Source organism: Streptomyces canus, from assembly GCF_030816965.1.
Lineage (GTDB): Bacteria > Actinomycetota > Actinomycetes > Streptomycetales > Streptomycetaceae > Streptomyces > Streptomyces canus_E.
This window is the reverse complement of the sequence record NZ_JAUSYQ010000002.1, coordinates 3,430,839-3,444,243: the sequence shown is the minus strand read 5'-3', so window position 1 is coordinate 3,444,243 and position 13,405 is coordinate 3,430,839. Positions and strand designations below refer to the sequence as shown.

The 13,405-nt window shown below is 72.4% G+C and carries 13 protein-coding genes; 8 read left to right on the top strand and 5 right to left on the bottom strand.

What is annotated here, in order from left to right; translation table 11 throughout:
- The first annotated feature begins 55 nt into the window (after positions 1 to 55).
- The 4 genes from QF027_RS16675 to QF027_RS16660 all read left to right on the top strand — a co-directional run bounded on the left by QF027_RS16675 (position 56) and on the right by QF027_RS16660 (position 4,903).
- Positions 56 to 748 carry a TerB family tellurite resistance protein gene (locus QF027_RS16675; RefSeq protein ID WP_307075397.1) on the top strand — a complete coding sequence of 231 codons (693 nt, stop codon included), beginning with the start codon at positions 56 to 58 and terminating at the stop codon, positions 746 to 748.
- A gap of 137 nt (positions 749 to 885) precedes the next feature.
- A complete protein-coding gene (locus tag QF027_RS16670; RefSeq protein ID WP_307075395.1) occupies positions 886 to 2,961 on the top strand; it encodes an MMPL family transporter in 2,076 nt (691 codons plus the stop codon).
- A gap of 62 nt (positions 2,962 to 3,023) precedes the next feature.
- The gene (locus tag QF027_RS16665) at positions 3,024 to 4,241 is read left to right on the top strand and encodes a sensor histidine kinase (protein ID WP_307075393.1); all 1,218 of its coding nucleotides are present in this window, start codon (positions 3,024 to 3,026) and stop codon (positions 4,239 to 4,241) included.
- Positions 4,238 to 4,903, top strand: a complete 666-nt coding sequence (locus QF027_RS16660; RefSeq protein ID WP_306981466.1) for a response regulator transcription factor — start codon at positions 4,238 to 4,240, stop codon at positions 4,901 to 4,903. Before QF027_RS16665 ends, QF027_RS16660 begins: the two co-directional genes overlap by 4 nt.
- Positions 4,904 to 4,906: 3 nt before the next feature.
- On the opposite strand, the gene QF027_RS16655 is transcribed toward QF027_RS16660, so the two are convergent.
- From QF027_RS16655 to QF027_RS16645, 3 genes are all read right to left on the bottom strand, one after another.
- Positions 4,907 to 5,842, bottom strand: a complete 936-nt coding sequence (locus QF027_RS16655; RefSeq protein ID WP_307075391.1) for a dihydrodipicolinate synthase family protein — start codon at positions 5,840 to 5,842, stop codon at positions 4,907 to 4,909.
- A gap of 93 nt (positions 5,843 to 5,935) precedes the next feature.
- Complete coding sequence (locus QF027_RS16650; RefSeq protein WP_306981470.1) at positions 5,936 to 6,856, bottom strand: hypothetical protein; 921 nt, start codon at positions 6,854 to 6,856, stop codon at positions 5,936 to 5,938.
- Entirely contained in the window at positions 6,853 to 7,380 is a 528-nt protein-coding gene (locus QF027_RS16645; protein ID WP_307075389.1) for a SigE family RNA polymerase sigma factor, read from the bottom strand. The genes QF027_RS16650 and QF027_RS16645 overlap by 4 nt, the downstream gene beginning before the upstream one ends.
- A gap of 81 nt (positions 7,381 to 7,461) precedes the next feature.
- Between QF027_RS16645 and QF027_RS16640 the strand changes: the two genes are divergently transcribed.
- Positions 7,462 to 7,899, top strand: coding sequence for a phosphatase domain-containing protein (locus QF027_RS16640; RefSeq protein WP_307075386.1), 438 nt, complete (start codon positions 7,462 to 7,464; stop codon positions 7,897 to 7,899).
- Here QF027_RS16640 and bla read toward each other — a convergent pair.
- The gene (gene bla, locus QF027_RS16635) at positions 7,892 to 8,803 is read right to left on the bottom strand and encodes a class A beta-lactamase (RefSeq protein ID WP_373432498.1); all 912 of its coding nucleotides are present in this window, start codon (positions 8,801 to 8,803) and stop codon (positions 7,892 to 7,894) included. The genes QF027_RS16640 and bla overlap by 8 nt on opposite strands.
- Positions 8,804 to 8,899: 96 nt before the next feature.
- Between bla and QF027_RS16630 the strand changes: the two genes are divergently transcribed.
- Positions 8,900 to 10,021 carry an abortive phage infection protein gene (locus QF027_RS16630; protein WP_307075384.1) on the top strand — a complete coding sequence of 374 codons (1,122 nt, stop codon included), beginning with the start codon at positions 8,900 to 8,902 and terminating at the stop codon, positions 10,019 to 10,021.
- Here the strand turns inward: QF027_RS16630 and QF027_RS16625 are convergent.
- Positions 10,009 to 11,490 (bottom strand): alpha/beta hydrolase, encoded by a 1,482-nt coding sequence (locus tag QF027_RS16625; protein WP_307075382.1) that lies wholly within the window; start codon positions 11,488 to 11,490, stop codon positions 10,009 to 10,011. The genes QF027_RS16630 and QF027_RS16625 overlap by 13 nt on opposite strands.
- Before the next feature lie 294 nt (positions 11,491 to 11,784).
- On the opposite strand from QF027_RS16625, the gene recO reads away from it, so the two are divergent.
- Together recO and QF027_RS16615 are read left to right on the top strand one after the other, a co-directional pair.
- Positions 11,785 to 12,537 (top strand): DNA repair protein RecO, encoded by a 753-nt coding sequence (recO, locus tag QF027_RS16620; protein WP_266523220.1) that lies wholly within the window; start codon positions 11,785 to 11,787, stop codon positions 12,535 to 12,537.
- Between the two features lie 19 nt (positions 12,538 to 12,556).
- Positions 12,557 to 13,405 (top strand): isoprenyl transferase, encoded by an 849-nt coding sequence (locus QF027_RS16615; RefSeq protein ID WP_306981480.1) that lies wholly within the window; start codon positions 12,557 to 12,559, stop codon positions 13,403 to 13,405.

Below are 13,405 nucleotides of genomic sequence, written 5' to 3'. Positions count from 1 at the left end.
GGCTAACATCACGCAAGCGCGGCGATGTTGCCGCGGCGTTACGCGGAGGTGCGACGTGCTGCCAGGACGGGGACGAACCGGTGCCGCCAGGCCTGCGCGCTTCCTGGGCACCCGTACCGCGTGGACGACCGTCGGCGACGGCGAGTTCTTCTGCCCCGGATGCGGGGGCGACCGCAACTTCCAGCGACTGACGGGCCGTCGCCGACTCGTCTTCCTGGGCGTCCCGGTCCTGCCGCGCGGCGACACCGGCCCGGTGGTGGAATGCGCGGCCTGCCGACGCCACTTCGGCACGGACGTCCTCGACCACCCGACCACGACCCGCTTCTCCGCGATGCTCCGCGACGCCGTCCACACCGTCGCGCTCGCGGTCCTGGCGGCGGGCGGCACCTGCTCGCGCACCTCCCTGGAGACCGCGGCCGCCACGGTCCGCGCGGCGGGCTTCGACGACTGCACCGAGGACCAGCTGGAGGCCCTGGTCGAGGCCCTCGCCGAGGACACCGGCCGGGTCTACGACCGCCCCTGCGGAGCCGGCCTCGCCATAGAGCTCCACGAGGCCCTCGACCCGCTCGCCCCCCACCTCGCCCCGGCGGGCCGCGAGTCGATCCTCCTCCAGGCCGCCCGCATCGCCCTCGCGGACGGCCCCTACACCCCGGCGGAGCGGGACGTCCTCACCACCGTGGGCACGGCCCTGACGATCTGCGCGGACGACGTCACCAGGCTGCTGGTCGCGGCCCGGACGCCGTCCTGATACTCCCCCGGGAGTAGTCCGCGCCCCGGGCCACCCCTGGCAGTACCCCCCGACTCGCCCTCCCGCCCGACGAACACCGGCCCTTGCGCCGGGAGTCTGGAAGCGATCCAGACGTCCGACCGGAGGGAGGCCCGTCGATGGGGGCCGCAAAGATGAGCACACGGCGACGACGTGCCGTGCCCTGGCTCGTGCTGGGGTTGTGGATCGTCGTGCTGGCAGCCGTGTCGCCGTTCGCGTCGAAGCTCGCGGACGTGCAGCGGGACCGGGCCGTGGACTATCTGCCGGCGAGCGCGGACTCGACGCAGGTCGCGAAGATCCAGGACCGGCTGCCCGGGGGCGAAGCCACGCAGATGGTCGTCGTCTATCACCGGGACGGCGGGCTGACGGCGGCCGACAAGGCGACCGCGGCCGGGCAGATCGGGCGGATCGCGGACGCGCACCCGCTCACCGCCGAGCCGCAGGGCATTCCGTCCAAGGACGGAACCACCGTGATGTATCCCGTCGCCAGCACCGAGCCGGGCACGGACGAGAAGGCCCGCGACCGCCTCGTCAACGACGTGCGGGACATCGCGAAGGGCGGGCACGGACTCGGCGTCGAGGTCGGCGGGGAAGGAGCCCTCGCCACCGATGCAGGCGAGGTCTACGACTCGCTCGGCGGCCCGCTGCTCTACACCACCGCCGCGGTGGTCGCCCTGCTCCTGATCGTCATCTACCGCAGCCCGCTGCTGTGGCTGGTGCCGCTCGGGGTCGCGGGCATGTCGGAGTTCCTGGCCCGGGCCGTCGCCTACGGCCTCCACCAGGGGTTCGGGACCGCCGTCACCGGTCAGAGCGGCGGCATCATGACGATCCTCGTGTTCGGCGCCGGCACCGACTACGCACTGCTGCTCGTCTCCCGGTACCGCGAGGAGCTACGGCGCGCCGAGCGGCCGTACGACGCCATGGCGGCCGCGCTGAAGGGTTGCGGGCCCGCCGTGCTCGCCTCCTCCGGGACCGTGGCCGCGGGACTGCTGTGCCTGCTCGCCGCCGACCTCAACAGCAGCCGCGGAATGGGCCCGTTGGGGACGGTCGGCGTGCTGGTCGCGCTCGCCGCGATGATGACGCTGCTGCCCGCGGTCCTGGTGCTGCTCGGCCGCCGGGTGTTCTGGCCGCTGGTGCCGCGCTACGGCAGCACCCCCAAGGTCCGCCGGTCGCTGTTCGCCGCGATGGGCAGCTCGGCCGGGCGGCGACCGCTCACCGTGCTGGCCGGCGGGGCCGTGCTGCTCGGGGCGCTCGCGCTGGGCGTGCTGAACCTGCCCGGCAGCATCAAGCAGGAGGACTCCTTCACCAGCAGGCCCGACGCCGTCGCCGCCATGGAGACGCTCGCCGAGGCCTATCCGGAGCGGGGCACCCAGCCCATCACCGTCATCACCCCGGCCGACCGCGCCGACGCGACTCTCGCCACGGCCCGCGGTACCGAGGGCGTCGACAGTGCGCGCAAGGGCCGTACCGGAGACGGCTGGACCGAGATCTCCGTCACCGCGAGGAACGCTCCCCAGTCCGCGGGGGAGACCGCGACCATCAAGGCCCTGCGGGACGGACTCGACGGCTCCTACGTCGGCGGGCCCAGCGCACAGCAGCTCGACCTGAAGGACACCAACGCCCGGGACCGGACGATCGTCGTGCCGATCGTCCTCGTCTCCGTGCTGCTCATCCTGATCGTCCTGCTGCGGTCCCTCGTCGCGCCGCTGCTCCTCGTGGCGGCCGTGGTCGCCGTGTGGGCCGCGGCCCTCGGCATCGGCGGGCTGGTCTTCGGGCCGGTGTTCGGGTTCGAGGGCACCGATCCGGGGCTCGGGCTGCTGTCCTTCGTGTTCCTGGTCGCCCTCGGCGTCGACTACGGCATCTTCCTGATGCACCGCATGCGCGAGGAGTCCCTGGCCGGCGCCGAACCGGTCACCGCCGCCCTCACCGCGCTGCGCACGACCGGTGGGGTCATCGCCTCGGCGGGCCTGGTCCTCGCGGCCACCTTCGCGGTGCTCACCAACATGCCGCTGGTCCAACTCGTCGAGCTGGGCTTCGTGATCGCGGTGGGCGTGCTCCTCGACACCTTCCTCGTGCGGACCTACCTCGTCACCAGCGCGGCCGTCGCGCTGCGGCGGAAGGTGTGGTGGCCGGGCCGGCTGTCCCGGGCGCCCGAGCCGCCGGTCCGGACCGAGCGGCAGCCGGAACCCGTGTGACGAGGTCACTCCTGGGCGCCCTTCCCTCCCGGAAGGGCGCCTTCCGCCCCGAGGATGACACCATGCAGGAGACCACGAGGCCCCGCCTGGGGGACCGGATCATGGCGGCGGTCAACCGCGACCCGCGGACCGCCCCGCACGGCACCCGCAACGACGCGCTGCTCGCCGTCGTGCTGGCGGTGGCAGCCGTGTGCGGCGCGCTGTTCACCGACGAGGCCCGCCGCCCGGACGCCCTCGGGTGGACGCTGCTGCTGGCCGCCCATGTGCCGATCGTGTGGCGGCGGCGCCGCCCGATGCTCGTACTGGCCGCGCTGCTGGCGGTGATCGTGCCGTACCACGCCCTCGAGTACAACCACCTCGCGCCCACCCCGGTCGCCTACGTCGCCCTCTACACGGTCGCGGTCACCGGCCGCCCCCTGCGGACGGTCCTGACGGGCGCCATCGTCCTCGGTGTCTCCACGAGCGTCATGCTCACCGTCAGCACCCATCAGGCCGTCGAACTGCTGCGGATCTCCGGCTGGATCATCGCGGTCCTCTTCTGCGGCATCGACGTCCGCTACTACCGTCAGTACGTGGCCTCCATCGTCGAGCGCGCCGTCCGCGCCGAACGCACCCGCGAGGAGGAGGCCCGCCGCCGGGTCGCCGAGGAACGGCTGCGCATCGCCCGCGACCTGCACGACCTGCTCGCCCACAGCATCACCCTGATCGGCGTCCAGACCTCCGTCGCCGCGCACGTCCTGGCGGCCGACCCCGAACGCCTCGACCGGGAGGCGGTCGCCAAGTCCCTCGACGACATCGCCGAGACCTGCCGGACCGCGCGCGGCGAACTCCGCACCACCCTGGAGGTACTGCGCGAACACGGCCCGTCCGACACCCGCGGCCCGCTGCCCGGCCTCGACGGCCTGCCCGACCTCGTGGCGGCGGCCCGGCTCTCGGGCGCGCGCGTCGAACAGGACCTGCGCATCCGCACCGATCCGCCGCCGGCCGTCGGCGCCGCCGCCTACCGGATCGTCCAGGAGGCGCTCACCAACGCGGTCCGGCACGCGGGACCCGAACCCGCCGTACGCCTGAGGCTGTACGACGAACCGGGCGCCCTGCGGGTGTCGGTGACCGACGACGGCACCGGGCCCACCCCCGGCGGCACCCCCGGCTTCGGGCTCGTCGGCATGCGGGAGCGGGCCCGCAGCGTCGGTGGCACACTCGTCGCCGGACCACGCCCTGACGGCGGCTTCGAGGTGACGGCAGCGCTGCCGCTCACCGTGGGGGAGGGAACCGTATGACCATTCGCGTGCTGCTCGCCGACGACCAGACCCTGGTGCGGGCCGCGTTCGCCATGCTCGTCGAGTCGGCGCGGGACATGGAGGTCGTCGGGGAGGCGGGCAGCGGACGGGAGGCCGTGGGGGCGGCCCGCGAAGTGCGGCCCGACCTGGTGGTGATGGACATCCGCATGCCCGACCTGGACGGCATCGAGGCGACCCGGCTCATCGCCGCCGACGAGGAGCTCGCCGGGGTGCGGGTGCTGGTCCTGACCACCTACGACACCGACGAGAACATCGTCGAGGCGCTGCGCGCGGGCGCCTCCGGGTTCCTGGTGAAGGACACCCGGCCGGCCGAACTCCTCGACGCCATCCGCACGGTGGCGGCCGGCGAGGCGCTGCTGTCGCCGGGGCCGACGGCCCGGCTGATCGAGCGGTTCCTGCGCAGCCCGTCGGTGCCGGTGCCGGGCGGTGGTCCCGAGTGCCTCTCCGACCGGGAGCGCGAGGTGCTGGCGCTGGTCGCGCGCGGCCTGAACAACAGCGAGATCGCCGAGGCCCTGGGCCTCAGTCCGCTCACCGCGAAGACCCACGTCAGCCGGATCATGGGGAAGCTGGGGGCGCGGGACCGGGCACAACTGGTCATCGTGGCGTACGAGTCGGGGATGGTGACTCCGGGGACCCCCTAGGGCTCAGCGCAGCCCGGCCCCGGCCAGGAACCTGCCCACCCGCTCCACCTCCGCCTCCGACAACGGCACCTGCGGCTCCGCCGTCGCCCGGCAGTCGATCACGCCCCGCAGATACAGGGCCGCCTTGAAGGCGCCGAGCGCCGCCGACGATCCGCCCATGCGGGCCCGGTCGCCCACGTCCACCATGCCGAACAGGGCACACAGCCGCTCCTGTTCGGCGCGGGCCGCCTCGAGGTCACCCGCGCGGAACAGGCGGTCGAGACGGACGTATCCCTCGGGGTCGACGTTGGCGAGACCGGGCACCGCCCCGTCCGCGCCGACGGCGAGGGCCGCGTCGACGATGAGTTCGGAGCCGGTCAGGACACTGAACCCGGTGATGCCCGGGTGGGCGCGGGCGCCGGAGACGACCGTGCGGAAGCCGGCGAGGTCTCCGCTGGAGTCCTTGAGGCCGGCCAGGACGCCCTCGGCGGCCAGCTCCAGGACCACGTCCGCGGGGAGCTTGGTGTGGACACCGCTCGGCAGGTCGTACGCGATGACCGGCACCGGGCTGCCGGCCGCGACCAGCCGGTAGTGACGGGCGATCTCCACCGGGTGGGTACTGGCGTAGAACGGCGCGGTGACGACCACCGCGTCGGCGCCCGCCGCCGTCACCGCCCGCACATGGTCCAGGACCCGGGCCGTCGTCATGTCGATCACCCCGGCCAGCACGGGCAGCCGACCCCCGACGTGCCCGGTCACCGTCTCCACCACCAGCCTGCGCTGGGCGTCCGTCAGGAAGGCCGCCTCGGACGACGTACCGAGGACGAACAGCCCGTGCACCCCGCCCGCGACCAGATGGTCGACGAGCCTGCGCAGCGAGGGGACGTCCACCTCGCGGTCAGGTGTCAGGGGCGTGCAGACGGGCGGGACGACACCGGTCAGCGGGGCGGGCAGGGTCATCGGGGCTCCTCGGGATCGGCCGTCCACTGATCCTCCCTCACAGGTGAGGGGGCGCCGACCCCTGTACGGCGCCCCCTGTCCCGAGCTGCCTCGCTACTGCACCTGCTGGTACGTCTTGTCCTCGTCGGAGTCGTAGATCAGCTTGCCGCCCTTGTCGTAGCCCTTGATGTGCGGGTTCCTGGTGACCTCCCGGGTCAGGGTGCCGGAGGCGACGAACCAGCCGTGGTCGAGGACCGCCTCGCTTTCGGCGCCGCCGTAGGAGACGGTCACCTTGGCCACCGTCGGATCCACCGTGCCGATGAAGCCCCAGCTGAACGGCAGCTTCCAGTTGCCCTTGTTCATGAAGGACTGCTGGTAGAGCTTGTTGCTGCTGCTGTCGGGCAGCACCGGCGGGGAGTCCGGCTGCCGGTCGCTGCCGACACTGGTGCCGAGCCCGGAGGCCTCGCCGTTCTTGATGTTGCAGACGAGCTGCGTCTGCGTCGGCTTCTCCTTCACGGCGACCACGAAGATGCCGTCACCGGGCGAGTTGAGGTCGCCGGTGCTGTTCAGCGCCAGGATGATCCGGTACTCGTCGGCCTTGCCCAGGTTCGAGTCGCGGGCACCCATGGCCACGTTCTGCCGATCCCACGCGAGGCACTTGTCCAGCCCCTCCACGGCCTGCTCCAGCGTGATCCCGTCCCGGAGCTGACCCGCCGTGGCCGGTCCCGCCGGCCCACTGGGCGTGGGGGAGGGGGTCGGGGTGGGTGTCGGCGTGGCGCTCGCTGACGCCGTGGGCGTCGTCGCCGTGTCGGCCGTCCCCGTGCCCCCGCCGCCCACCGCGAACGCCCCCACCGGCACCGCGGCCAGGGTCGCCAGGACCGCCCCGGCCACCGCCACCCGGCGGCGCCGCTCCACCACGCCCTTGCGGCGGATCTGCGGATACGGCACCGGCGACGGCCGGATCGTGTACGCGTCCTCGGTGAGCAGCTCCCGCAGTTGCTCCTCGAAGTCCCGCTCCTCTTCGCTTTCGCTCATTTCGTGCCTCCCTGCGGGGCGCTGTCCATGACCTGCGCGAGCCCCGGATACGTACGCAACTTCGCCAGCCCCTTGGAGGCCTGGCTCTTGACCGTGCCCGGGGAGCAGCCGAGCACCTCGGCGACCTCCGCCTCCGACAGGTCCTCCCAGTACCGCATCACGACCACCGCCCGCTGCCTGGGCGGCAGCCCGGCCAACGCGCCCAACAGCACCCCGCGCTCCTCGACCCGCGCCACGGCCTCGTCCCGCCCCGCCCGCTCCGGCGGCGCGTCGGTCAGCGACTCCTGCACGCGCCGCTTGCGGAAGCGGTCACTGTTGCAGGTGACGAGCATCCGCCGGACGTACGCCTCCGGGTTGTCGCTGCCCGACACGCGCCGCCAGGAGCGGTACGCCTTCGCCAGCGCGGTCTGCGTCAGGTCCTCGGCGTGATGGGCGTCGCCGGTGAGCAGATAGGCGGTCCGCACGAGGTGCGACCACCTGGCTCTGACGAATTCCTGGAACCGATCCTCTAGTTCGGCCTGCATCAAGCACCCTCCCTCGCCCACCAGACCACGGTCGGGGCGGATTCGGTTGCCCGGGCGTCGATGACCGGTTCGAATGGGGTCATGAACGGGTGGGACGAACAGGACTCCGGTGTCCTCCGGCTGCCGTCCGGGCGCCTGGTACGGGGCCGGGGCCTGCGGCACGCACTGGACCCGGACGCGCCGAGACCGTCGTACGGCGTCTATCTGCTCGGCGGCAGTCCGCCGGAGGTCCCCTGGGCCTCCCGCTGGCTCCGCCGGCCGGACTTCCGCCTGCCGGCGGACCACGGGGAGGCCCGCGGCGTCCTGATCGACGCCTGGGAACGGTCGGCCGCCGAACGGGTCGAGATCGCCTGCGGGGGCGGCCGCGGCCGCACCGGAACGGCCCTGGCCTGCCTGGCGGTTCTGGACGGCGTACCCCCGCAGGAGGCGGTCGCCTACGTGCGCGAGCGCTACGACCGGCGGGCGGTGGAGACGCCGTGGCAGCGCCGGTACGTCAGGCGCTTCCGGCCGGTCACGTGAGGGTGCCGGCGACCGCCCGCGCCGCGTCGGCGACCAGCGCGTCGTCCCTTACGGCGTCCTGCGCGGGCATCGTCGACAGCACGGACAGGACGATCGGGTCGCCCTCGTCGGTCCAGGTGACGCCCACGTCGTTGGCGGTGCCGTAGGAGCCGCTGCCCGTCTTGTCGGCGATCGTCCACGACTTCGGCAGTCCCGCGTGGAAGCGGTTCACGCTGGTCGTGTTGGTGAGCAGCCAGTGCGTGAGCAGCTCACGGTCCCGGCGGTTCAGCGCGTCGCCGAGGACCAGCCGGCCGTACGTGCGACCGATGGCGTACGGGCTCGTCGTGTCCGTGCGGCGCCACGGCTCGGCGGTGTTGAGCTCGGGCTCCCAGCGGTCGAGGCGGGTCACCCCGTCGCCGAGGGAGCGGGCGAAGCGGGTGATCGCGGTGGGGCCGCCGAGTTCGCGCAGGAGGAGGTTGCCGGCCGCGTTGTCGCTGTGGGTGATGGCCACCTCGGCGAGCTCGGCGATCGTCATGCCCTCCGCGAGATGCGCGGCCGTCTGGTCCGAGCCCGGGATCACCAGGTCGTCCGCGGTGTAGTGGATCCGGCGGGCGAGGACCTCGCCGTCGCGGTCCAGGTCGCGCAGGACGGCGGCGGCCGCGAGGGTCTTGAACAGGGAGCACATCGGGAAGCGCTCGCCGGCGCGGAAGCCGACGGACCGCTTGGTGGCGAGGTGGTGGGCGAAGACGCCGAGCCGGGCGTCGTACCGCTCTTCCAGCGCGCGCAGACGGGAGGTGACGTCGTCGGCGGCATACGCGGTCGTACCGGTCAGGACGGTGGCCGTGCCGGCTGCCAGGAGGGCGCGGCGGGACAGTTTTCCGGAGCTTAAGATCTTTCTCTCCTTCGCTCGGTGACAGAGGCCGATCTCTTCAGTGATCGACGTCCACGGTCATCCCTTGGTTGCACCGCCGTAGACCATCGGCGGACGGACAGACGCGTCCGCGGCCGACACAGTGGCGGCATGGAGAAGACAACGGGGATCGACCGGGCGCAGTTTCTCGCCGGGGCCGCTGCCGTGGGGGCCGCGGCGCTCCTGCCCGCGGGACGGGCCGACGCGAAGGGACGACGGCACGGACTCACACGCCACGGCGTCGTCTACACCGTCGGCGAGGGCGAGACGCCCGCCACCGCCTGGAACGCCGCCCGCATGCGCGCCGATGTCCGCGCCATCCGCGACGACCTGCACGCCGACACCCTCGACGTCACCGGAGACGGTGTCGAACGCCTCACCGCCACCGCCGCCGAGGCCGCCGAACGCGGGCTGCACGTCTGGCTCCAGCCGACCCTCGGGGACGTGCCGCGGCGGGACATCCTCGACCACCTCGCCGAGTGCGGCCGGTTCGCGGAGCGGCTGCGCCGGCAGGGCGCGAGCGTCGAGCTCAGCGTGGGCTGCGAGTTCTGGCTTTTCGTGCCGGGGATCCTCCCGGGGGACACGGTCCTGGAGCGGATCGAGAACCTGATGAACGGCACCTACGACCGGGTGAGGACGCAGCGCGAACTGGACCGCTTCACCGCGAGGGCGGCCGAGGTCGGCCGCTCGGTCTTCCACGGCCGCCTCGGCTACGCCGCCGCCCAGGACGACGAGGTCGACTGGAACCTGTTCGACGTGGTCGGCATCGACTACTACTCGTCCTTCCGTCAACCGCGCGAGTACGTCCGCGAGTTACGGCAGTACCTGCGCTGGGGCAAGCCCGTCGCCATCACCGAGTTCGGCACCTGCACCTTCGTCGGCGCTCCCGAGGCCGGCGGTATGGGCTGGGACATCGTCGACTACGACAAGGACCCGCCGGAGATCAAGGGGAACGTCGTCCGCAGCGAGCACACCCAGGCCGTCCATCTCATTCGACTCCTCGATGTCTTCGAGTCGATGGGCCTCTACGCCGCGATGGCCTTCGAGTTCCTCACCGCGGACGCCCCCCACCGCCCCGACGACCCGCGTCACGACCTCGACATGGCGAGCTACGGCATCGCCAAGGCGATCAAGGACCGCCCCGACGACCCGCGTTCGGACTGGCACTGGGAACCGAAGGAGGCGTTCCACGCCCTGGCCCGCCGGTACGGACGGTGCGGTCAGCGGCAGTAGAGGTCCCCGGCGGGCCGCTTGCCCGTGGCCAGGAAGCGGGACACGGTCGCGTCGCCGCACGCGGTGCCGTTGTCGAGGTAGGCGTCATGGCCGGTGGAGTCGTTGGTGACCATGACGGCACGCCGGCCGAGCGCCTCGCGCAGCCGCAGGGCACCGCTGAGCGGGGTGGCCGGGTCCCGTTCGTTCTGCACCATCAGGATGTTGGACGGGCCGCGGTCGCTGACGCGCACCGGCGCCTCCTTCGGTGCCCACGGCCAGGTGGGGCACGACATGGCGTTCCTCGGCATGCCCCCGGTCAGCGGGAACTCGGCACGGCTTTCGGCCACGCCCTCGCGGTAGACCGCCGGGTCGCTCGGCCAGGCGGCGTCGTTGCAGATGGTGGCGGCGGCGACCGCGGTGACGTTCTGGAGGACGGCCTCGGGCGGGCCCGCGGGCGCGGGCGGCACCGTACCCTTCCGGGCGGCCAGGATCAGCCGGGCGAGCGCCGGGTAGTCGTCGGGGTCGTAGAAGGAGTCGAGCATCGTCTGGCGCAGCTCGTTGCAGTTCAGCTCCTCGGGGTTGGCGCCCGGCCAGGGGATCGGCTCGCGGTCCAGGCGGGCGGCGAGTTTCAGGAACAGCGGGCGGACCTCGGCGGCCGTGTCGGCGAGGCGGTCCGGATTGCCGGGCGCGGAGGCCCACTTGGCGAACTCCGGGAAGTTGTCCTCGGCGCCCCGCTCGAACGCGGCGAGCCAGGCGCGTTCCGCCAGCACCGGGTCGGGGTTGTCGTTGCTGTCCAGGACGACCCGGTCGGTGCGCCGCGAGAACAACTGGAGGTAGGCGTCGGCGACATAGGTGCCGTACGACACGCCCCACATGGACACCCTGGTCTCACCGAGCGCGGCCCGCACACGGTCCAGGTCGCGGGCCTCGTTGAGGGTGCTGATGTGCTTGATGAGCTCGCCGCCGTTGCGCGCGCAGGCCTCGGAGACGCGCTTCCCCGCGGCCATGTTCGCGTCGACCGAGCCGTCCGCGGCGGGCCAGGGCAGCAGGGTCGTGCGGGCCAGGTCCCGGTGTTCGAGCCCGCAGTCGACGGCCGTCGAGGGCGCCATCCCGCGCGGTGCGAACCCGATCAGGTCATAGGCGTCCCGCACGGACCGCGGCAGCTTCTGCCCCTTTTCCGACGGGTCGTTCATGCTGTCACCGCCGGGTCCGCCGGGGATCAGCAGCAGGGCACCGCGCCGGGCGTCCGGGTTCTCGCTGCGGATACGGGAGACGGCGATCTCGATCTGCGGGCCGTCCGGGTCGGCGTAGTCCATGGGCACGGAGACGGTGGCGCACCGCTGACGCGGATCGAGACCGCTGCCCTCGCACCTGGTCCACTTCAGCGCCTGGGCGCCGGCGGAGGCGGAGGCGGACAGCGGGGTCAGGACACCGAAGACGACGCCCGAGGCGGCGGCGATCAGGGCGAGGCTTTTCGTCATCTGCTTCATGGCAGGAGCCTCGCGGATCGACCGCCGCGACCCCATCCGGCCAACTGCCGCATTTCCAGGGGGGTTTACCCCACCTGGGGTCCTGGGGCCGGCAGGCTCTCGGGCCCACACGCTTCTCCAGGGACCGCTCCTCTTCCGGCTCGGGCGCTCAGGCACCATCCCCTCGGTGCGGGGCCGGCGGCCGACCACAATCGGGCACACCGACGACCACGGTTCCCGCGTAGGCGAGAATGGGCTCATGAGTCTGTTCCGCTACGACGGCATCGCGCCGCGCACCCGATGTGGAGGCGCGCGATGAGCCTCTTCCGGGACGACGGGGTCGTGCTGCGGACGCAGAAGCTGGGGGAAGCGGACCGGATCATCACGCTGCTCACGCGCGGGCACGGGCGGGTGCGGGCCGTGGCCAGGGGGGTGCGGCGGACCAAGTCGAAGTTCGGGGCGCGGCTGGAGCCCTTCTCGCATGTCGACGTGCAGTTCTTCTCGCGGGGGAGCGAGCTCGTCGGGCGCGGGCTGCCGCTGTGCACCCAGAGTGAGACCATCGCTCCGTACGGTGGCGGGATCGTCTCCGACTACGCCCGGTACACCGCCGGGACGGCCATGCTGGAGACCGCCGAGCGGTTCACCGACCACGAGGGTGAGCCCGCGGTGCAGCAGTACCTTCTGCTGGTCGGGGCCCTGCGGACCCTGGCCCGCGGCGAGCACGCGCCTCACCTCGTGCTCGACGCCTTCCTCCTCCGCTCCCTCGCTGTCAACGGCTACGCGCCCAGCTTCAGCGACTGCGCGAAATGCGGAATGACCGGGCCGAACCGGTTCTTCTCCGTGGCCGCCGGAGGCTCGGTCTGCGTGGACTGCCGGGTGCCCGGCAGCGTCGTACCGTCGCCGCAGACCCTGGAACTCCTCGCCGCGCTGCTTACGGGAGACTGGGAGACCGCGGACGCGAGTGAGCCGCGGTACGTCCGGGAGGGCAGCGGGCTGGTGTCCGCCTACCTGCACTGGCATCTGGAACGCGGGCTCAGATCCCTGCGTTACGTAGAGAAGCAACCCTGAGAGGGAGACGAGAACCACCATGGTCGTACGCGGGATCCTCGGTCGTCAGCGCCGTGAGTACAAGGCGCCCGAGCCGCACCCGTCCGGCGCCCGCGCGCCGAAGCTCCCCGGTGAGCTGATCCCCGAGCATGTGGCGATCGTCATGGACGGCAACGGCCGGTGGGCCAAGGAGCGCGGGCTGCCCAGGACGGAAGGGCACAAGGTCGGCGCCGAGCGGGTGCTGGACGTGCTCCAGGGCTCGATCGAGATGGGTGTGCGCAACATCTCCCTCTACGCCTTCTCCACCGAGAACTGGAAGCGCTCGCCCGACGAGGTCCGCTTCCTCATGAACTTCAACCGCGACTTCATCCGCAAGACGCGTGATCAGCTCGACGAGCTCGGCGTCCGGGTGCGCTGGGTGGGCCGGATGCCCAGGCTGTGGAAGTCCGTCGCCAAGGAGCTCCAGGTCGCCCAGGAGCAGACCAAGGGCAACGACAAACTGACCCTGTACTTCTGCATGAACTACGGCGGCCGGGCCGAGATCGCCGATGCCGCGCAGGCCCTCGCCGAGGACGTGAAGGCCGGCCGCCTCGACCCGTCCAAGGTCAACGAGAAGACCCTCGCGAAGTACCTGTACTACCCGGACATGCCCGACGTGGACCTCTTCCTGCGGCCCAGCGGCGAGCAGCGCACCTCCAACTACCTGCTCTGGCAGAGCGCCTACGCCGAGATGGTCTTCCAGGACGTCCTGTGGCCCGACTTCGACCGCCGTGACCTGTGGCGGGCGTGCGTCGAGTTCGCCTCCCGGGACCGCCGCTTCGGCGGGGCCGTCCCGAACGAGGAGCTGCTCGCCATGGAGGAAGCGATGAAGGGCGAGCCGGAGGACTGA